General features: G+C 60.7%; 18 protein-coding genes. 9 read left to right on the top strand and 9 right to left on the bottom strand.

Annotated elements, in window-relative coordinates; genetic code table 11:
• The first annotated feature begins 139 nt into the window (after positions 1-139).
• On the top strand, positions 140-1486 hold the full coding sequence (gene algB, locus C4J91_RS00435) for a sigma-54-dependent response regulator transcription factor AlgB (RefSeq protein WP_124360652.1): 1347 nt from the start codon (positions 140-142) through the stop codon (positions 1484-1486).
• 10 nt (positions 1487-1496) lie between these two features.
• Positions 1497-3284 (top strand): KinB sensor domain-containing domain, encoded by a 1788-nt coding sequence (locus tag C4J91_RS00430; protein ID WP_124360651.1) that lies wholly within the window; start codon positions 1497-1499, stop codon positions 3282-3284.
• Positions 3285-3342: 58 nt separating this feature from the next.
• On the opposite strand, the gene C4J91_RS00425 is transcribed toward C4J91_RS00430, so the two are convergent.
• The 6 genes from C4J91_RS00425 to C4J91_RS27675 form a co-directional block, all read right to left on the bottom strand.
• A complete protein-coding gene (locus C4J91_RS00425) occupies positions 3343-4119 on the bottom strand; it encodes an N-acetylmuramoyl-L-alanine amidase (RefSeq protein WP_124360650.1) in 777 nt (258 codons plus the stop codon).
• An 87-nt stretch (positions 4120-4206) separates the two neighbouring features.
• Positions 4207-6261 (bottom strand): GGDEF domain-containing protein, encoded by a 2055-nt coding sequence (locus tag C4J91_RS00420; RefSeq protein WP_124360649.1) that lies wholly within the window; start codon positions 6259-6261, stop codon positions 4207-4209.
• Complete coding sequence (locus C4J91_RS00415) at positions 6258-7136, bottom strand: endonuclease/exonuclease/phosphatase family protein (RefSeq protein WP_124360648.1); 879 nt, start codon at positions 7134-7136, stop codon at positions 6258-6260. Before C4J91_RS00415 ends, C4J91_RS00420 begins: the two co-directional genes overlap by 4 nt.
• Positions 7137-7146: 10 nt before the next feature.
• Complete coding sequence (gene dsbA, locus C4J91_RS00410) at positions 7147-7782, bottom strand: thiol:disulfide interchange protein DsbA (RefSeq protein WP_124360647.1); 636 nt, start codon at positions 7780-7782, stop codon at positions 7147-7149.
• A gap of 168 nt (positions 7783-7950) precedes the next feature.
• A complete protein-coding gene (locus tag C4J91_RS00405) occupies positions 7951-8562 on the bottom strand; it encodes a cytochrome c (protein ID WP_124360646.1) in 612 nt (203 codons plus the stop codon).
• A gap of 33 nt (positions 8563-8595) precedes the next feature.
• A complete protein-coding gene (locus tag C4J91_RS27675) occupies positions 8596-8742 on the bottom strand; it encodes a cytochrome C (protein WP_372237514.1) in 147 nt (48 codons plus the stop codon).
• A 266-nt stretch (positions 8743-9008) separates the two neighbouring features.
• Here C4J91_RS27675 and yihA point away from each other — a divergent pair, with 266 nt between their 5' ends.
• Positions 9009-9650, top strand: coding sequence for a ribosome biogenesis GTP-binding protein YihA/YsxC (gene yihA, locus C4J91_RS00395; RefSeq protein ID WP_124360645.1), 642 nt, complete (start codon positions 9009-9011; stop codon positions 9648-9650).
• Between the two features lie 268 nt (positions 9651-9918).
• On the opposite strand, the gene polA is transcribed toward yihA, so the two are convergent.
• Positions 9919-12714: a DNA polymerase I gene (polA, locus tag C4J91_RS00390; protein WP_124360644.1), complete on the bottom strand. Its 2796-nt coding sequence runs from the start codon at positions 12712-12714 to the stop codon at positions 9919-9921.
• A 74-nt stretch (positions 12715-12788) separates the two neighbouring features.
• Here polA and C4J91_RS00385 point away from each other — a divergent pair, with 74 nt between their 5' ends.
• Both C4J91_RS00385 and C4J91_RS00380 read left to right on the top strand, forming a co-directional pair.
• Positions 12789-13079: a DUF2782 domain-containing protein gene (locus C4J91_RS00385; protein ID WP_124360643.1), complete on the top strand. Its 291-nt coding sequence runs from the start codon at positions 12789-12791 to the stop codon at positions 13077-13079.
• A gap of 56 nt (positions 13080-13135) precedes the next feature.
• Complete coding sequence (locus C4J91_RS00380; protein ID WP_124360642.1) at positions 13136-14089, top strand: homoserine kinase; 954 nt, start codon at positions 13136-13138, stop codon at positions 14087-14089.
• Positions 14090-14154: 65 nt separating this feature from the next.
• On the opposite strand, the gene C4J91_RS00375 is transcribed toward C4J91_RS00380, so the two are convergent.
• Positions 14155-15084, bottom strand: coding sequence for a zinc ABC transporter substrate-binding protein (locus tag C4J91_RS00375; protein WP_124360641.1), 930 nt, complete (start codon positions 15082-15084; stop codon positions 14155-14157).
• A 58-nt stretch (positions 15085-15142) separates the two neighbouring features.
• Here C4J91_RS00375 and zur point away from each other — a divergent pair, with 58 nt between their 5' ends.
• From zur to C4J91_RS00355, 4 genes are read left to right on the top strand one after another with little or no spacing between them, the layout of a single operon-like run.
• On the top strand, positions 15143-15625 hold the full coding sequence (gene zur / locus C4J91_RS00370) for a zinc uptake transcriptional repressor Zur (RefSeq protein ID WP_124360640.1): 483 nt from the start codon (positions 15143-15145) through the stop codon (positions 15623-15625).
• Positions 15625-16410 carry a zinc ABC transporter ATP-binding protein ZnuC gene (znuC, locus tag C4J91_RS00365; protein ID WP_124360639.1) on the top strand — a complete coding sequence of 262 codons (786 nt, stop codon included), beginning with the start codon at positions 15625-15627 and terminating at the stop codon, positions 16408-16410. The genes zur and znuC overlap by 1 nt, the downstream gene beginning before the upstream one ends.
• Positions 16403-17191 carry a zinc ABC transporter permease subunit ZnuB gene (gene znuB / locus C4J91_RS00360; RefSeq protein ID WP_124360638.1) on the top strand — a complete coding sequence of 263 codons (789 nt, stop codon included), beginning with the start codon at positions 16403-16405 and terminating at the stop codon, positions 17189-17191. Before znuC ends, znuB begins: the two co-directional genes overlap by 8 nt.
• 37 nt (positions 17192-17228) lie before the next feature.
• Positions 17229-17948, top strand: a complete 720-nt coding sequence (locus tag C4J91_RS00355) for a PA5502 family lipoprotein (protein ID WP_124360637.1) — start codon at positions 17229-17231, stop codon at positions 17946-17948.
• A gap of 105 nt (positions 17949-18053) precedes the next feature.
• Here C4J91_RS00355 and katE read toward each other — a convergent pair whose 3' ends face one another.
• Positions 18054-20195, bottom strand: coding sequence for a catalase HPII (katE, locus tag C4J91_RS00350; RefSeq protein ID WP_124360636.1), 2142 nt, complete (start codon positions 20193-20195; stop codon positions 18054-18056).
• Between the last annotated feature and the right edge of the window lie 252 nt (positions 20196-20447).

Below are 20447 nucleotides of genomic sequence, written 5' to 3'. Positions count from 1 at the left end.
CGGGGCTTTAGCAGGGCGTGTAGGAAGGTATGCAGATAGCTGCGCGACGTTGCCTTTTATCGATCAGAATAAACCATGCAACTTGCCCGATTATTCCGGGACTAAATACCAACATTCATATTTAAGGAGCGCGGGACAGATGGAATCAGCCAAGGAACTTCAAGGCCGCATTCTTTTAGTGGATGACGAGTCCGCGATCCTCCGTACCTTCCGTTATTGCCTGGAAGATGAAGGCTACACCGTTGCCACCGCCAACAGCGCGGCCCAAGCCGATGCCTTGATGCAACGCCAAGTGTTCGACCTGTGCTTCCTCGACTTGCGCCTGGGCGAGGACAATGGCCTGGATGTATTGGCCCAGATGCGTGTCCAGGCGCCATGGATGCGGGTCGTGATCGTGACGGCCCACTCCGCCGTGGACACTGCGGTAGACGCCATTCAAGCCGGCGCCGCCGATTACCTGGTCAAACCCTGCAGCCCGGACCAGTTGCGCCTGGCCACCGCCAAGCAACTGGAAGTACGCCAGCTCTCGGCACGCCTGGAAGCCCTGGAAGGCGCGGTACGCCAATCCAAGGACGGTCTCGACTCCCACAGCCCGGCCATGATGGTGGTATTGGAAACCGCACGCCAGGTGGCCGGGACCGATGCCAATATTTTGATTCTCGGCGAGTCGGGCACCGGTAAAGGCGAGTTGGCGCGGGCCATTCATGGCTGGAGCAAACGCTCGAAGAAATCCTGCGTGACCATCAACTGCCCCTCGTTGACCGCAGAACTGATGGAAAGCGAATTGTTCGGCCACAGCCGCGGCGCCTTTACCGGTGCCAGCGAAAGCACATTGGGCCGCGTTAACCAGGCGGACGGCGGCACCTTGTTTCTTGACGAGATCGGCGATTTTCCGCTCACCTTGCAGCCAAAACTGCTGCGTTTCATTCAGGACAAGGAATACGAGCGTGTCGGCGACCCGGTTACCCGTCGCGCTGACGTGCGCATCCTCGCCGCCACCAACCTGAACCTGGAAGACATGGTGCGCGACGGCCGCTTCCGTGAAGACCTGCTGTATCGCCTCAACGTCATCACCCTGCACCTGCCGCCGCTACGCGAACGCAGTGAAGACATCCTCGCCCTGGCCGACCGGTTCCTGGCGCGCTTCGTCAAGGAGTATGCCCGCCCGGCTCGTGGCTTCAGCGATCAGGCACGCGAAGCGCTGCTCAACTACCGTTGGCCCGGTAACATCCGGGAACTGCGCAACGTGGTGGAACGCGCCAGCATCATCTGCCCTCAGGAAAAGGTCGAGATCAGCCACCTTGGCATGGCCGAGCAACCGACCAACAACGCGCCGCGCATTGGTGCGGCACTGAGCCTGGACGAGCTGGAGAAAGCCCATATCGGCGCCGTCCTCGCCACCAGCGATACGCTGGACCAGGCCGCGCGCACCCTTGGCATCGATGCGTCGACGCTGTATCGCAAACGTAAACAGTACAACCTATGAGCTGTACCTCATGAAGCTCGCGATGAAACTGCGTACTCGGCTATTTCTGAGCATCTCAGCGCTGATCACCGTGGCCCTGCTGGGGCTGGTCCTGGGCCTGGTCAGCGTGATGCAGATGGCCAAGACCCAGGAATCGTTGATTCGCAGCAACTTCGTCACTCTGGAGCTGGGTCTCAAGTTGCGCCAGAGCCTGGGCGATCAACTGATGATGATGCTCGAAAAGCGCCCTGATCCGGCTGCCCTGCAAGCTTCCAAGCAGCAATACTTCGACCTGCTGGACCAGGGCATCGCCCATGAACAACGTGACGGACTGACCCACGGTTTCAGTCAGGCACGCGACGACTACCAGCACCTGCTGCAGGCATTTGACGAATTCCAGCAGAACCCACATGTACCGGGCAGCAAGGAAAAGCTCACTGAAACCTTCAATACTCTGCGCAATGGGCTAATCGTTCACCACAAACAGGCGCTGGAAAATATCAGCACGAGCGAGCACAGATCCCGTGAACGGGCGCTGTTGATTGCCAGCTTACTGGGGCTGGTAGGCCTTGCGGTGCTGATCATCGGTTTTGTGACCGCGCATGGCATTGCCCGGCGATTCGGCGGGCCAATCGAAGCACTGGCCAAGGCTGCCGACAAAATCGGGCAAGGCGATTTCGAAGTGACATTGCCGATATCGTCGGCGGCGGAAATGAACCAGCTGACCCGTCGCTTCGGCATCATGGCCGAGGCGTTGCGCCAACATCAGGCCACCAATGTCGATGAGTTGCTCGCCGGCCAGCAGCGCTTGCAGGCAGTACTCGACAGCATTGACGACGGCTTGCTGATGATTGATCGCCAGGGCCATCTCGAGCACCTCAACCCTGTGGCGCAACGCCAGCTGGGTTGGGACGAAGAACGCCTCGGCCAGGGCCTGGGCGAAGCGCTGGGCCGCCCGGAAATGGATGAACAGCTGCACTTGGTGCTGCGCGGCGGCAACCTGGAGCGGGCGCCGGAGGATCTGGAAGTTGAAGTCGAAGGCGAGCTGCGCCTGCTGACGTACAGCCTGACCCCGGTCAGCCATACACAGGGGCACATTCTGGGGGCGGTGATGGTGCTGCATGACGTCACCGAGCAGCGGGCTTTTGAACGGGTGCGCAGCGAGTTCGTGTTGCGCGCCTCCCACGAGCTGCGGACACCGGTGACCGGCATGCATATGGCCTTCGGACTGTTCCGCGAGCGGGCCAAGTTCCCGGCGGAGTCACGTGAAGCGGACCTGCTGGATACGGTTAATGAAGAAATGCAGCGGTTGATGCAGTTGATCAACGATTTGCTCAACTTCTCGCGCTACCAGAACGGCCTGCAGAAACTCACACTCGGGCCATGCGATGTCACCGACCTGCTCGAACATGCCCGCGCGCGATTCGCCGAGCCGGCAAACGCGCAAGGTATTGAACTGATGGTGGAGGTGCAATCTGACCTGCCGCGCCTGTATGCCGACCAGGCACAACTGGAGCGCGTGCTCGACAACCTGCTGGGTAACGCCATGCGACACACGGCCGAGAGAGGGCAGATTCGCTTGCAGGCTCGGCGTCATGGTGAGCGGGTAATCATCAGCGTCGAGGACAACGGCGAAGGCATTGCGTACGGCCAGCAAGGACGCATCTTCGAACCTTTCGTGCAGGTGGGGCGCAAAAAAGGCGGCGCCGGCCTGGGGTTGGCGCTGTGCAAGGAGATCGTGCAATTGCACGGCGGCCGCATGGGTGTGTACTCACGGCCCGGGCAGGGCACCCAGTTCTATATGGCCTTGCCTCTGTAGGCGCGCGCTTTTGTGGCGAGGGTGCTTGCTGCCTTGCCACAAAAACTTGCCAGCCATTTCAGCGCTGGTTCAAGGCATGCAGGATCGCCGCACTTTCCGCATCCGGCGTTCCGTCGAACAGCGATGGACGGAAATGCATCTGGAACGCGGCGATTACATGACGCGTGGCCACATCCAACTCGCCGGTTTGCGGTGTCTGGTAACCCAGACGGGCCAGTTCTTGCTGGAACCAACTGATGCTTGGCAGTTGCGTGGCGTACTGCGCCTGGAATCGAGCCACCGCCTGGGCATCCGGCCAAATCCCCAGGCCTTCATCGGCCAGACGCTTCCAAGGGAACAACGGGCCAGGGTCCAACTTGCGCAGCGGGGCGATGTCGCTGTGCCCAATGATGTTCTTGGGGGCGATCCCGTTACGTTTGCTGATGTCCTTGAGCAACACCACCAGTGATTTCACCTGCGCTTCGGAGTACGGGTACCACACCCGACCGGTCGGGGTGTCGCTATAGCCCGGGTTGACGATCTCGATGCCGATGGAGCTGGAATTGAGCCAGGTGCGCCCCATCCATTCACTTTCCCCCGCGTGCCAGGCGCGCTGGCTTTCATCAACCAGCTTGTAGAGGGTGCCTGAAGCGTCATCGCCAATCAGGTAATGGCTGCTGACCTGACCATGGGTCAACAACGCCAGGGAGCGCTCAAGGTTGGCCGAGGTGTAATGCACCACAACGAACTGCACACGGTTGTCGTGGTTGACCGAAGGATGGCTGGTGTTCAAGCGCGGGCCGCTGGAGCAGCCAGCGAGCAGAAGAACGACAGAGGCAATAAGAAGAGATTTCATGGGAGAAGGCATACGTAGAGGACGATAATGCAACAGTGTAACGTAACGCCAGATCCCGGGCGGCCAAATCACAAAAAGGAAACAGTTTTACGCCGCCTGCACCTGGTTACGTCCCGCCGCCTTCGCCCTGTAAAGCGCCTCATCTGCGCGCTTGAGCGCCAGGTCACTGCGCTCGCCTGGTTGAAACTGCGCAACCCCCATGGATACCGTGATGGTTACCGGCACGCCCTTGAAGTGAAACGGGCAAGCCTCAATGGCCGCCCGCAGCCCTTCACCCACGGCCAGGGCATCCGCCAAGGCTGAGTCGGGCATCAACAACACAAATTCTTCGCCGCCGAAGCGCGCGATAAAATCGGTCGGCCGCAGGCGCTTGCGCAGCACACTGGCAATGATCTTCAGCACTCTATCGCCGGCCAAGTGGCCGTAGCCGTCGTTGATGCGCTTGAAGTGGTCCAGGTCCAGCATGGCCAGTGACAGGCTGTTGCCACGCTGGTGCCAGGCATTGACCTCCTGATCCAGGCGCTCACTCCAGGCTGCGCGGTTGGGCAGGCCGGTGAGTGGATCGATCAGCGCCTTCTGGCGCTGTATTTCCAAATGCTCACGATAGCCCTGGGCTTCCTGCTCCATGTTCGCCACCCGCTCCGCCAGGCCCTGAAGGCGCGCGGCCACTTCCTGTTCGCGTTGGTCGCGCTGCTGGCGGTGTTCGTCCATGGTGCCGAGCAAGCCTTCAAGGTGGCTCTCCAGCAGTTGCTTGAGGCTGTCCAGATCGGCAGCTTCCTGCACGCTGCTTTGCAGGCCGTCCACTTGCTCGCGAATCTGCGTGTCCAACTGGCGCGCAGCAGAGCGGCTGTCGGCGTGACCCTCGCTGGCAACCTGCAGATGGCCCTGGAATGCCTCAAGGCGCTCGTTGAGCTGTTTAAGGTAAGCCTCGAACTCATGCTGGCCGCTGTCGGTGACGGCCAACATCAGCACCGCCAGGTCATCGAGAATCGGCAGCAGTTCGTACCAGTTCAAGCCGTGGGCAAGGCGCTCGCGCATGGCTTCGGCCTGGGGCCGGTGGCGCTCGGGCAGGGAGAGGTCTTCCAGCAGGCCGAGCAAGGTGTTTTCAATGTGCTGGGCAACCGAGCTGTAGGAAGGCTCGGGCGAATCGGGCAGGGCGTAGAGGCTATCCGATTGCATTGCATCGGGATCAGGCTCTGCGGTATCCAATACGGGCGGGAGGGAAAGGCTGCCGATGAGGGTTTCTTCAGGCGTGTCGACTGAGTCTTGGGGCTCTTCGATAAAGGCAGCAAGTGCGCTTTCGGGAGCGGCCTCCTCAGCCGGCGCTTCAGGCGCCACCGGTTCAGGGGTTTTGTCAGGCGTGACCGCAATTGATGTTTGAGCAGGCGCCTCGAACTCAAACGTTGCGCCGGCAGGCCCTGTCTCTTTGACCGGTGCAACGGCCTCAGGCTCGGCGGCCGTCACTGTTTGCGCCAACGGTGCAAACGCGCGCAAGGCTTGTGTCAGTTCTTCGGACTGGGCCGGTTCCGCAGGCTCTGGGGCAGGTTTGGGCGCAACGGATTTTGCCGCAGGGAGCACCTCGGGCTCAGGCGCAGAGGTGTCGTTGGAGACCTCTTTGGCACCAAACAAGCGTTGCAACAAACCGGGCCCGGAGCGTGAGGTTTCACCCTCTGGCTCCAGGTTTTGCAGCGCCTGCTCTTGCAGGTTGCTCAACTCGCTGAGCAGCAGCGGAATTTCCCGCGCCTGCCCCACCCGAGCTTCGAGCTGTTTGGCGAAGGTCTTCAGCGGGCGCGCCACCTCACGGGGCAGCGGCAGTTTCTGCAACTGCGCGACCAGGGCGGTGAGGGCGGAACTGATCTGGTCAACCCGCGTTTCGCGGCGCTGCTCGGAATCCAGCACGGCCTTTTCCAGACGCGGCAATAGGGCGGCGAGGGCAGCGTCCATGTCGTCGGTGCGCACCACATCGCGCATTTCCTTCATGCATTGATCGACAGCGCGGTCAGTGCCTTCGGCCGCCAGCGTGCTGCGCACCAGCCCTCGGCGTAGCAGGTCGAGGCGGGCGGCCCAGCGGCGTTCGAGCTTGTCTTGTTGCTCGATGCTTTTAAGGTATTTTTCTTTCCAGCGCTGGGCGTCGTCGCTCATGCAAGAGGTCCGCGAGGGCCTGGGCTCAACGCGGGTAATGCATCAGCCGTAAGCGAACCCGGCAGACGAATCTCTACCGCGACCGGCAGGTGATCGGAAATGGGCTGTGCCAGCACCTGCACACTTTCCAGTGTGAGGCTCGGGCTGAGCAGGATATGGTCCAGACAGCGCTGCGGCCGCCAGCTGGGAAACGTGGCCTCGACTTGCGGCGCCAGCAGGCCGAGGTCGCGCAGCGGGGAATTCTGCAGCAGGTCGTTGGCATGGGTATTCATGTCACCCATCAGCACTTGGTGCTTGTAGTTGCCGATCAAGTCGCGCACGTAGGCCAACTGAAGATTGCGCGTACGCCCGCCGAGGGCCAGATGCATCATCACCACCACCAACGCTTCCGGACCTTCGCCAAAACGCACAAGGATCGCGCCTCGCCCTTTGGGGCCCGGCAACGGGTGATCCTCGATGACGGTCGGCTTCAAGCGGCTGAGCACGCCATTGCTGTGCTGTGCCAGGCGCCCGAGGTTGCGATTGAGTTGCTGGTACCAGTAGGGGAAGGCGCCGAGCTGGGCAAGGTGTTCCACCTGGTTGATGTAGCCGGAGCGCAGGCTCCCGCCGTCGGCTTCCTGTAGAGCGACCAGGTCGAAGTCGCTGAGCAGGTCGCCGATTTTTTGCAGATTGCCGGTGCGCCCCTTGTGCGGCAGCAAGTGCTGCCAGCCACGCGTGAGGTAGTGCCGATATTTCTCGGTACTGTTACCCACCTGGATATTGAAACTGAGCAGGCGCAGGCGGCTGTCTGCCGGCAGGCCTGTGGATTCCAGATGATGTTCGTTGACCCGCGGATCATGCAGGCCTACAACGCGTTCGGTACCCCAGCGGCGCATGGCGAGCCCCTTACTTGGCTGCGCGCTCTTTGGCGATCAGCTGGTCAGCGACATTGAGCGTCTCTTCAGGGCCACCGGTACTGCCCAGGTCAAAGCGGTACTTGCCGTTGACGATCAGGGTCGGTACGCCTTGCACGCCATACTTCTGCGCGAGCTCCTTGGCCTGTTTGATCTGGCCTTGGATGGCAAAGGAGTTGAAGGTGGCCAGGAACTTGTCTTTATCAACGCCTTGGGTGGCAACGAAGTCAGCCATTTCGTCTGGCTTGGTCAGGCGCTTGCCTTCTTTCTGGATCGCGTTGAATACCGCGTTATGGACCTTATGCTCCACACCCATGGCTTCCAGGGTCAGGAACAGTTGGCCGTGGGCATCCCATGGGCCACCGAACATGGCCGGAATGCGCTTGAAGTTCACGTCCTTGGGCAGCTTTTCGGCCCAAGGATTTATGGTCGGCTCAAAGGCGTAGCAATGCGGGCAACCGTACCAGAACAGCTCCACCACTTCGATCTTGCCGGGTACCGAAACCGGCACCGGGTTAGCCAATTCAACGTAGGTTTTACCGGCTTCAAGCGGCACGTCGGCAGCTTGTGCGGTCATGCCGAAGAGACTGGCAGTGACGAGGGCGGCGCTGAGGATCAGATTACGCATGCTTTACTCCTGGACAAATACGGTCGCCTCACGCGACCTTTAGGTGTGACAGGTCTACGCGGACATGAGTTCGTTAGTGTAACGGCAGCCGCCACAAAAAAGGGCGGCCGTAGCCACCCTTTTTATGCTTGCATCGATGGATTAATCGAGCGTTAACGTTGCAGGCTGTCAGTGCAAGCCTTGGATGTAACTGGAGATTGCCGCAATGTCTTCATCACTCAGTTTACGGGCGATGGTGCGCATGGTCATTGCGTCGCCATCGTTGGCGCGGCCGGTTTCTTCTTTGCGGAAGTCGGTCAACTGCTTGGCGATGTAAGTGGCGTGCTGACCACTCAGGTGCGGGAAGCCTGCGGCGGCATTGCCTGCGCCATTGGGCGAATGGCAGCCGGTACAGGCGGGCAGGCCCTTGTCCAGGTCGCCGCCACGAAACAGCTTCTCGCCACGGGCGACCAGTTTCGGATCGGCAGCTCCCACACTGCCTTTCTGACTGGCAAAATACGCCGCGATATCAGCCATGTCCTGATCGCTGGAGTTGGCCAGCAAGCCGGTCATTTCCAACACCACGCGCTTGCCATCCTTGATGTCGTGCATCTGCTTGGTCAGGTAACGTTCACCCTGGCCGGCGAGTTTGGGGAAGTTCGGTGCCGGGCTGTTACCGTCCGGTCCATGGCAAGCACCACACACGGCGGCTTTCGCCTGCCCCGCGGCAGCGTCGCCTGCAGCATGGGCAGCACCGGTGATGCCCAAGGTCAACAGCAGACTCACGATCAGTTTGTTCATCAGCTAATCCAACTACGGCTAAGGGTTTAAGAGTTATCTACCGGGTTTACTCACCATCAACTCAATGATGGCCTGGTAATCCTCAGTACTGCAGTCCTTGCACAAACCACGCGGCGGCATTGCCTTGAAACCCCGGGTCACGCGCTGCACTGGCATGACCACGCAAACTCGGTTGTACAGCGCTTGCGGTTCCTGTGTAGCCTGGGCGCTTTAACGTGCGATCAGGACACCGAAGCGAGTCACCATCAGGTCATACATCGACCTGTTCAGGGTTTGAGAGCGTTTTGCGTTCTAATGCGCAATGAAGGTCTTTCGCTCCCGTGAACTTCGTCCTTCGCTGGGACAAAGCACACACAAAATCTGCGGCATTATATACTGGCGCTACTGAAACGGAAACGACACCGCTTGCCGCACCCTTTTTCGGCACCGCCCACATCGGAAATCTCATGCAACTCAAGAATCCCATCCTCGGCCTGTGCCAACAGTCCACCTTCATGCTCAGCGCCGCCAAAGTGGACCAATGCCCCGATGACGAAGGCTTTGAAGTCGCCTTCGCCGGCCGCTCCAACGCCGGTAAGTCCAGCGCACTGAACACCCTGACCCACGCCAGCCTGGCACGCACCTCGAAAACCCCAGGTCGCACGCAGCTGCTCAACTTCTTCAAGCTAGACGATGATCGGCGTCTGGTCGACCTGCCGGGCTACGGTTATGCAAAAGTCCCTATCCCGTTGAAGCTGCACTGGCAGCGTCACCTGGAGGCTTACCTGGGTGGCCGGGAGAGTCTGAAGGGGTTGATCCTGATGATGGACATCCGTCATCCAATGACCGATTTCGACCTGTTGATGCTCGACTGGGCGGTCGCCAGCGGCATGCCGATGCATATCCTGCTGACCAAGGCCGACAAGCTGACCTACGGCGCAGCCAAGAACACCCTGCTCAAAGTGCAGACCGAGATCCGTAAGGGTTGGGGCGACGCAATCAGCATCCAACTGTTCTCCGCGCCAAAGCGCATGGGCCTCGAAGACGCCTACACTGTACTGGCCGGCTGGATGGAATTGGCGGACAAAGGCGCTGAGATCGCCGAGTAACTTTTGCGCGGGCAAAAAAAACCCCGGACTTCGTATGGGGAGGGAAGTTCGGGGTCCAAGTTCCGGACCGCTAGGGCGGGGTCCAGATATCTGCCAACACTTAACACAACATAGGAGCATTGAAGGGCTTCACCACCCATTCAGTAACTCTGAGTGACAGTTCACAGGTTAAGTTCCGGCGGGTTCAAAAAACTCTTGGAAATAACTGACGGCAGTTTCCGATCTAAAGCGCCGTGCCATCACACGCGGTGGTGGCGCAACCGCAGAATCAATGGGCCTCGTCCCAGTTATCGCCAACGCCCACGTCCACCACCAGGGGCACGTCCAACTGCACGGCAGCGCTCATGTGTTCGCGGATTCTCTGGCTGACCTCCGGGATCAGGTCCTCACGCACCTCCAGTACCAGTTCGTCATGCACCTGGAGGATGACCTTGGCGTCCAGGCCCGACTCGGTCAGCCAGTTGTCCACCTTCACCATGGCTTTCTTGATGATGTCTGCCGCCGTGCCCTGCATGGGCGCGTTGATCGCGGTGCGCTCTGCCGCCGCGCGCTCCTGAGGCTTGTTGGAGTTGATATCCGGCACGTACAGGCGCCGCCCGAAGAAGGTTTCCACAAAACCCTGGTCCGCCGCCTGGGCGCGGGTGCGCTCCATGTATTCGCGCACGCCGGGATAGCGGGCGAAGTACACATCGATATAAGCCTTGGCGGTCTTGGTATCGACGCCAATGTCCTTGCCGAGCTTCTGGGCGCCCATGCCGTAGATCAGGCCGAAATTGATCGCCTTGGCATTGCGGCGCTGGTTGGAGGTGACCTCGGTCAATTCAACCTTGAATACCTCGGCGGCCGTGGCGGTGTGCACGTCAAGGTCGTTGCGAAAGGCGTTCATCAACCCTTCGTCCTTCGACAGGTGCGCCATGATCCGCAGCTCGATCTGCGAATAGTCCGCTGCCAGCAGCTTGTAGCCTTTGGGTGCGATAAACGCCTGGCGAATGCGCCGCCCTTCGGCGGTGCGCACCGGGATGTTCTGCAGGTTCGGATCGCTGGAGGACAAACGCCCGGTCGCCGCCACCGCCTGATGGTAAGACGTATGAATACGCCCGGTACGCGGGTTGATCTGTTCCGGCAGGCGGTCGGTATAGGTGCTTTTCAGCTTGCTCATGCTGCGGTACTGCATAAGCACCTTGGGCAGCGGAAAATCATCCTCGGCCAGCTTGGCCAGCACTTCTTCAGCCGTGGATGCCTGGCCCTTGCCGGTCTTTTTCAACACCGGCATTCCGAGTTTCTCGTAGAGGATCGCCCCGAGCTGCTTGGGCGAACCCAGGTTGAACGCCTCGCCGGCGATCTCGAATGCCTGGCGCTCCAGCTCGACCATCTTGTTGCCCAGCTCGATGCTCTGGATGCCCAGCAGTGCCTTGTCCACCAGCGCGCCCTGGCGCTCGATACGCGCCAGCACCGGCACCAACGGCATCTCGATATCCGTCAGCACACTGGCCAGGCTCGGGATCGCTGCCAGCTGCGCGTGCAGCTTCTGGTGCAGGCGCAACGTCACATCGGCATCTTCGGCCGCATACGGGCCAGCTTGCTCGAGGGCGATCTGGTCGAATGTCAGCTGCTTGGCGCCCCTGCCGGCGATGTCCTGGAAGCTGACGGTGTCGTGGTCCAGGTATTTTTTCGCCAGGCTGTCCATGTCATGGCGGGTCGCAGTGGAGTTCAGTACGTAGGATTCGAGCATGGTATCGAAGGCGATGCCCCGCACGGTGATGCCCTGCGCAGGGTCACCGCCGATAGCGCAGTTGGCCAGGATATTCATGTCGAACTTGGCGTGCTGGCCGACCTTGAGCTTGGTCGGATCTTCCAGCAACGGCTTCAAGGCCAGCAGCACAGTGTCACGGTCCAATTGATCCGGCGCGCCGGTATAGGAATGCGTCAGCGGAATATAGGCTGCTTCATGGGGCTGCACCGCGAACGAAAGCCCAACCAACTGGGCCTGCTGGGCGTCGATCCCGGTGGTTTCGGTATCGAAGGCAAACAATGGCGCGTCGTTGAGCTTCTTCAGCCACAGATCGAATGTGGCCTGGTCCAGGATGGTGGTGTAAACCGACTCCACCGGCACCGCTATCACCGCCTCAACCGACGCTTCAGCGACGGGCGCGACCTCGTTTGCCGTCTTGAGCTCGACACGCTTGGTATCGCGCTGGATCTCTTCGTACCAGCTCTTGAATTCAAGCAGCGTGTACAACTCAAGCAGCTTTTCGCGATCCGGCTCGATCAGGTGCAGGTCGTCCAGGCCGATATCCAGGGGCACGTCGATCTTGATCGTCGCCAACTGATAGGACAGGAACGCCATCTCCTTATGCTCTTCCAACTTCGCTGGCAGCGTCTTGGCGCCACGAATCGGCAGGGTTGGCACAATATCCAGCTGTTCATACAGCTCTTTCAGGCCGCCATTCACACCCACCAGCAAACCGGAGGCGGTCTTCGGGCCAATTCCGGGAACGCCAGGGATGTTGTCGGACGAATCGCCCATCAACGCCAGGTAATCGATGATCTGCTCGGGAGCGACGCCGAATTTCTCCTTTACGCCCTCGATGTCCATCGAACTACCGGTCATGGTGTTGACCAGGGTAATGTGCCCGTCCACCAGTTGCGCCATGTCCTTGTCGCCGGTGGAGATCACCACGGGACGGTCAGCGGCCGCACTGCTGCGGGCCAGGGTGCCGATCACGTCGTCGGCCTCGACGCCTTCGACGCACAGCAACGGGAAGCCCAGGGCGATCACGCTCTGGTGCAGGGGCTCGATCTGCAGGCGCATGTCATCGGGCATGCTCGGGCGATTGGCCTTGTATTCGGCGAACATTTCATCGCGAAAGGTCCCGCCCTTGGCGTCGAACACCACGGCGAACGGGCTGTTCGGGTATTGCCTGCGCAGGCTCTTGAGCATGTTCAACACGCCCTTGACCGCGCCGGTGGGCAGGCCTTTGGAGGTGGTCAGCGGTGGCAGCGCGTGGAAGGCGCGGTACAGATAAGAAGAACCGTCCACCAGGACGAGGGGCGCTTGGCTCATGAGCAGGATCAACCTTTTCGGCGGGTCAGGCGCTAGAATAGCCGGACCAATGAAAACAAAGGGACAAGGTTATCATGCGTACATTCAATCGCCTGCTGTTCACTGGCTTGATTGCACTCGCTCCGATGGCTGCCATGGCGGCAGACGATGCGCCTTCGGCCGATCCGGAAGTGACCATTCGCACGGAAGGCGACAAGACTATCCAGGAGTACCGCCAAAACGGCTTCCTGTACGCCATCAAGGTCACGCCAAAAGGTGCTCCACCATATTTTCTGGTACGCGCTGACGGAACCGACGCGAACTTCATCCGTTCTGACCAGCCGGATATGCTGATCCCGTCATGGAAGATCTTCGAATGGAAATGATTCCCTAACTTCAACCGGCGCCGCCCTGAGCGGCGCCCGTAACGGCAGTTTTAACCATGTCTGTGTTCACCCCCCTGGCTCGGCCCGAGCTGGAAACCTTTCTTGCCCCTTACGGGCTCGGCCGCCTGCTTGATTTCCAGGGGATTGCCGCCGGTAGTGAAAACACCAATTTCTTTATCAGCCTGGAACAGGGCGAGTACGTCCTGACCCTGGTTGAACGTGGCCCCGTTGCGGAAATGCCATTCTTCATCGAGCTGCTCGACGTGCTCCACGACGCCGACCTGCCCGTGCCTTACGCCCTGCGCACCACCGACGGCGTCGCCCTGCGCACGCTGGCCGGCAAGCCGGCGCTGTTGCAACCGCGCCTGGCCGGCAAACACATCAAGGACGCCAACGCCCAGCATTGCGCCCAGGTCGGCGACTTGCTCGGTCACCTGCATCTGGCGACCCAGGGCGACAAAGTGCTGGAACGCAAGACCGATCGCGGGCTGGATTGGATGCTCACTGAAGGCGCGCAGTTGATTTCGCACCTGAACGACGCGCAACAGCGGCTTCTGCAGGACGCCTTGGGCGAGATCCAGGCCCACAAGGCGCATATCCTTGCCCTGCCGCGCGCCAACGTTCACGCCGACCTGTTTCGCGACAACGCGATGTTCGAAGGCACGCACCTGACCGGCCTGATCGACTTCTACAACGCCTGCTCGGGGCCGATGCTGTACGACGTCGCCATCGCCTTGAATGACTGGTGTTCGGATGCCGACGGCGTGATCGATGGGCAGCGCGCCCGTGCATTGCTTGGGGCTTACGCGGGGCTGCGGCCGTTTACTGCGAAGGAAGCCGAGCTGTGGCCGACCATGCTGCGCGTGGCGTGCGTGCGGTTCTGGCTGTCGCGGCTGATCGCAGCCGAGTCGTTTGCGGGGCAGGATGTGTTGATTCATGACCCGGCGGAGTTCGAGCAGCGCTTGGCGCAACGCCAGCAAGTCAGCGTCCACCTGCCGTTTGCGCTCTAAAGACCTGCTCGGTCAAAAATGTGGGAGGGGGCTTGCCCCCTCCCACATTTGATCTGCAGTGGCAGTCAGAGCGATTCCAGGCATCCGGCCAGATCATTGCCCAGTTTTTCCAGCACCTGCTCGTAACCCTGGGCCGTGGCCGGGGTGTAGCCACCCAGCGCGTCCAATTCCGCGAGCTTCACCGGCAAACCTGCCACCAGCGTCTCCGCCAGCCTAGGTCGCAACGGTGGCTCGCTGAACACACAGGTCTTGCCCACTTCCTGTAACCGCGTGCGCATCGCCGCCACATGCTGGGCGCCTGGCTGCACTTCGGCTGCAACGGCAAACACGCCGGCGTGCTTCAAGCCGTAAGCGTCTTCGAAGTAATCAAAGGCTTCGTGAAATACAAAGTAAGGTTTGCCCTCAACGCCGGCCAAACGCTGCTTCAGGCGCACATCCAGCGCATCCAGGCGAGCCTCGAAGGCCTTTGCGTTGCTCTGGTAACGCGCGGCATTGGCCGGGTCGGCGGCACTGAGGTCAGCCGCCATACGCGCCGCGATCACCCGCGCATTCACCGTCGACAGCCACAGATGTGCATCCACACTGCCGGGGCGATGATCGTGATCATGTTCGTCGGCTTCATCGGCGTGGGAGTGGCTATCTTCGCCGAACCGGCGCAGTTTCATGCCCGGCAGGTCCTGCACGGCCACCGTTGTCGCCGTACGGCCTTTCAGCACGCGCGGCAAAAATGTTTCCATGTCCGGACCGATCCAATAAAGCAGGTCTACCGACTGCACGCGCCGTACGTCGGATGGGCGCAACGCGAAGTTATGCGGCGATGCGCCCGGTGGCAGCAACACCTCCGGAACCGCTACACCGTCCTGCACAGCAGCGGCAATCAGCTGCAGCGGTTTAATGCTGGTCAGCACCTTGACCTCGGCCTGAGCGGCGCCAGCCATGAACAAACTGGTGACAAATACGACAAAAACGGGAAAAAGTCGGGACACGATGACCACTCAATGGCGTAGGAACGGGTAACATAATAACGTCTCTATCAAATATCTGTCGCCGCTCATGCCTATAACACCGCTTGCCAGCCGTCCCCACGACCACTCTCACTGCGTTCACACCGCGCTGTCGGAGGCCGACACCCTGTGTGCGCAGAAGGGTTTGCGCCTGACCGCGCTGCGTCGTCGCGTGCTTGAGCTGGTGTGGCAAAGCCACAAGCCGCTCGGCGCGTACGACATCCTCGGCGTACTCAGCGAGCAGGACGGCCGACGCGCTGCGCCGCCCACGGTTTACCGCGCGCTGGATTTCCTGCTGGAAAACGGCCTGGTGCACCGCATCGCTTCGCTCAATGCCTTTGTCGGCTGCAACCACCCGGAACACGCGCATCAGGGCCAGTTCCTGATTTGCCGCGAGTGCCACGCCGCCATCGAGCTTGAACAAAAGAGCATCAGTGACGCCATCATCAAAAGCGCCGCTGAAGTCGGCTTCAGCGTCGAAGGGCAAACGGTCGAAGTGGTCGGCCTGTGCTCAGGCTGTCAGGGGGCTTGATGAGCAACGCGTTAATCCGCCTGGAGCAGGTTGGGGTCACGTTCGCCGGGCAAAACGTGCTGGATGACATCGCATTAAGCGTAGAGCCGGGGCAGATCGTTACCCTGATCGGCCCCAATGGCGCCGGCAAGACCACCCTGGTGCGCGCCGTGCTGGGCCTGCTCAAGCCCGACCGTGGCAGCGTATGGCGCAGGCCCAAACTGCGCGTGGGCTATATGCCGCAGAAGCTGCACGTAGACCCGACACTCCCGCTTTCCGTACTGCGCTTCCTGCGCCTGGTACCGGGAGTTGACCGTGCCCGCGCGCAGGCGGCGCTCAAGGAAGTCGGCGCCGAACAGGTGATCGACAGCCCGGTGCAGAGCATCTCCGGCGGTGAAATGCAGCGCGTGCTGCTGGCCCGCGCGCTGTTGCGCGAGCCAGAGCTGCTGGTGCTCGATGAGCCCGTGCAAGGCGTCGACGTCGCCGGGCAAGCCGAGCTATACAGCCTGATCACCCGCTTGCGCGACCGTCACGGCTGCGGTGTGCTGATGGTGTCTCACGATTTGCACCTGGTGATGAGCACCACCGACCAGGTGGTCTGCCTCAACCGTCACGTGTGCTGTTCCGGCCACCCGGAGCAGGTCAGCGGCGATCCGGCGTTCGTCGAGCTGTTCGGTAAGAACGCGCAAAGCCTGGCGATCTACCATCACCACCATGACCACGCCCATGATCTGCACGGCGCCGTGGTTGACGACCCCGCCGCACCCCACCCTCATGTTCATGGAGATAGCTGCAAGCATGGCTGATTTTCTGCTCTACGCCCTGCTGGCAGGCTTGGCTTTGGCGCTGGTGGCGGGCCCGTTGGGCTCGTTCGTGGTCTGGCGGCGCATGGCGTACTTTGGCGACACGCTGTCCCATGCCGCGCTGCTCGGCGTGGCCATGGGCTTCCTGCTGGATGTGAGCCCGACCATCGCCGTCACTGTCGGCTGCCTGCTGCTGGCGGTGTTGTTGGTGACGCTGCAACAGCGCCAGCCACTGGCCTCCGATACGCTGCTGGGCATCCTGGCGCCGAGTACCTTGTCTCTGGGCCTGGTGGTGCTGAGCTTCATGCATGAAGTGCGCATCGACCTGATGGCCTACCTGTTTGGCGATCTGCTGGCGATCAGCCCTGTCGATCTTATGTGGATCCTAGGCGGCAGCGCGGCGGTGCTGGTGCTGCTGGTGAGCCTGTGGCGCCCGCTGCTGGCGATCACCGTGCACGAGGAACTCGCCACGGTGGAAGGTTTGCCCGTGCCGGCCCTGCGCCTGGCGCTGATGTTATTGATCGCGGTGGTGATTGCTGTCGCGATGAAGATTGTCGGCGTATTGTTGATCACCTCGCTGTTGATCATTCCCGCAGCCGCCGCTCAGCGCCATGCTCGTTCGCCGGAGCAAATGGCAATCGGCGCAAGCCTGTTGGGCATGCTGGCAGTGTGTGGAGGCCTGGCGTTGTCATGGTTCAAGGACACACCGGCCGGGCCGTCGATCGTAGTATCGGCGGCCGCCCTGTTTCTGCTGAGTTTTGTCCTGCCCCGTCGAGGGGTGTAGACTTGCTCGCTTTTTGCGCAAATAGAGAGTCGCAGGAATGAAGCCGTTCACCTTCCGTTATCTGCTCCTTGCCGCATTTTCCCTGCTGCTGGGCGCCTGTCAAAGCACACCGCCCGCCGCCCCCGAAGCGCTGGATCCGCGTGCTGCGGCCATCGCGCAACTGGAGCAAAACCTGGCCAGCAGCGAATTGGCCACCGCCGAAGACCAGCTCGCCACGTTGCAGGCCCAATCGCCCAACGATCCGGCGCTGGAGGCTTACCAGCGGCAATTGGCCGAAGCCTACCTGCAGCGCAGCCAGATCGTGCTGCAAAAGGGCGACGTCAACGCCGCCGCCACAGCCCTGAGCCGTGCCCGCGCGCTGATGCCCAAGGCCCCGGCCCTGACCGGTGGCGTCAACAGCGCCATCAGCCATGCGCGCAAAGCCGAGCTGGATCAGGCCGAGGCCGCCTTGAAAGCCGCCGAAGCCAAGCCCGCCGCCAAGGTCATCGACCCGGCGGCGCCGAGCACCACCGTGGCGTTGAACCTGGCGGATGTCGAAGCCATGCGCCATCAGCTGGATGCCATCGCCACCGACGTGGTGAATTACCAGTGCGACGTCAGCATTCAGGTGCCACGCACCGAGGATTACCCGTGGTTGGCCACGTTGCTGACCAAACGGGTGAAGCGCATTGATGCAGGGTATGAGCTGAAGATTCACCGGCAAATTTTGAAACACATTCCGGCGCAGGTTGTGTTGATACCGCGTAAGGCAGACTGACAAAAAGCATCGGGGGCAAGCCCCCTCCCACATTTTGAACTGTGAATACGTTCAAGTGTGGGAGGGGGCTTGCCCCCGATGACGATCTAACAAACAACCCAATAATTAAGCCGGAATCGCCTTGGCCTTAGGCTCCCGATCCCAGACCCGATGCTGGGCAATCGCGGCAAAGAACGCCTTGAACGCCTTGGCATCCGCACCCACGATCAACCCCGCATCCGCCTCCAGCTTCAGCAGATCCAACAAAGGCTTCACATCACTGGCCACCGCGATAGCCTTCAGGTGCTTGTACGCTTCCAGCACGTAGTGCAGCGCCACACCGTCGCCGCTCAGCGCCTTGACCGACTCTTTACCGCCAGGGATAAACACTGCGTCAAACGCAATGGACGGCATGCCTTCCATCGACGCATCCACCGGCAGCGACTTGCCATCGGCGGTGGTCACAGGCGCCGAAGTCGGCCCCAGCAACTTGGCGTGCGCACCTTCAGCCTCAAGTGCGGCTTTGAGTGCATCAATCGCTGCACCGTCCACGCCGTTAGCCGCCAGAATCGCCACTTTGCGCGTCTTGATGTCGCCGGACAGCAAATTCACCTGGCTCAATGCCGGCGATTGCTTCAACGATGTTTCACGTACAGGCACCGTGCCTTTGGTCGGCGCTGGCAGGCCCAGGTTCTGCGCCACGCGCTTGGCCAGTTCCAGGTCGATGTTGGCCAGAATCTCATTCACTTGGCGGGCACGAATGTGTTCGCGCTCGACCTTGCCCAACTCGAAGCTGTAGGCGGCGATGATGTGCTCTTTCTCGTGGTGGCTCATGCTGTTGAAAAACAGCGTGGCCTGGGAGAAATGGTCGCCAAACGACTCACTGCGCTCGCGGACCTTGTTCGCATCGATGCGCTCGTAGTAGGTCTCAAAACCGCCGTCGGTCGGACCTGCCGGCGTTTCCTTCGGCCACCCGCCGTCGATGGAGTTCGGCTCATAGGCTGCGCGGCCCTTATCGATCACGCTGCGATGCAGCGCATCGCGCTGGTTGTTGTGGTTCGGTGCGACCGGGCGATTGATCGGGATCTCATGGAAGTTCGGCCCGCCAAGACGGCTGATCTGGGTGTCTGTGTAGGAAAACAGACGACCTTGCAACAGCGGGTCGTTGGTGAAATCGATGCCCGGCACGATATGGCCTGGGCAGAACGCAACCTGCTCGACCTCGGCAAAGAAATTGTCCGGGTTGCGGTTAAGCACCATCTTGCCCAGCGGGGTGATCGGTACCAGTTCCTCTGGGATGATCTTGGTCGGGTCGAGCAGGTCGAAGTCGAACTTATGCTCGTCTTCTTCTGCAACGATCTGAACGCCCAGTTCCCACTCGGGGTAGTCGCCGCTTTCAATCGATTCCCATAGGTCGCGTCGGTGGTAATCGGTATCTTTACCGGCCAGCTTTTGCGCTTCGTCCCACACAAGCGAGCAGGTACCGACCTTTGGCCGCCAGTGAAACTTCACAAAGCTCGATTTGCCTTCGGTGTTGATCAAACGGAAGGTATGCACGCCGAAACCCTGCATTGCACGCAGGCTTTTCGGAATGGCGCGGTCAGACATCGCCCACACCACCATATGCGCCGACTCCGGTACCAGCGAGACAAAGTCCCAGAACGTATCGTGGGCCGAGCCGCCTGTAGGAATCTCGTTGTGCGGTTCAGGCTTAACGGCGTGCACGAAATCAGGAAACTTGATCGCATCCTGAATGAAGAACACCGGCATGTTGTTGCCCACCAGGTCGAAGTTGCCTTCGTCGGTGAAAAACTTCACGGCAAAACCGCGCACGTCACGTACGGTGTCACCGGAACCGCGTGGCCCTTGCACCGTGGAAAAACGCGCGAACACCGGCGTTTTATGCTCCGGAGTACGTAGGAAACCAGCCTTGGTCAGCGCCGAATGGTCGCCGTAGCTCTGGAAATAACCATGGGCGCCGGTACCGCGGGCATGCACGATGCGCTCCGGGATGCGTTCATGGTCAAAGTGCGTGATTTTTTCACGCATGATGAAGTCTTCCAGCAGCGAAGGGCCACGGGCACCGACCTTCAAGGTGTTCTGGTTGTCGGAGATCTTCACGCCCTGGTTAGTGCGCAGGGCTTGGCCGGTCGCATCGGAACGGAATTCTTCCAACGCCTGCAATTTGGTGTTGGTATTGCCTCGGTCCAGGGTATCGGTACCCGCGAGCTCACTCTTCGGCGGGGTGCCTGGCTTCTTGGTACTCATCAGTAAAAACTCCTTAGTCAAAGTGGCCAGAGCGGTCCCCGGCTCGTTTGAATGAAGCCCCGGGTACGGCACCCGGAACATCGCATTGCTTAAGTAGTGACTGACAGCGTTATGAGCCGTTCCCTTTTTATGACCTTCGGTCTCGTTATTGCCAAATCGCAGGATGGATACGAAATAAATGCTAAGAATCACTGGATGGACAGGCTAAAATGCGCGCCCGGCTAACCGCTGATCCCTTTTCCATGCGCCCCA

It is taken from the genome of Pseudomonas sp. R3-52-08 (assembly GCF_003851745.1).
In the GTDB taxonomy this organism is placed as follows: domain Bacteria; phylum Pseudomonadota; class Gammaproteobacteria; order Pseudomonadales; family Pseudomonadaceae; genus Aquipseudomonas.
Note: the sequence above shows the minus strand (reverse complement) of the source record. Positions and strands in the feature narration are given on the sequence as shown.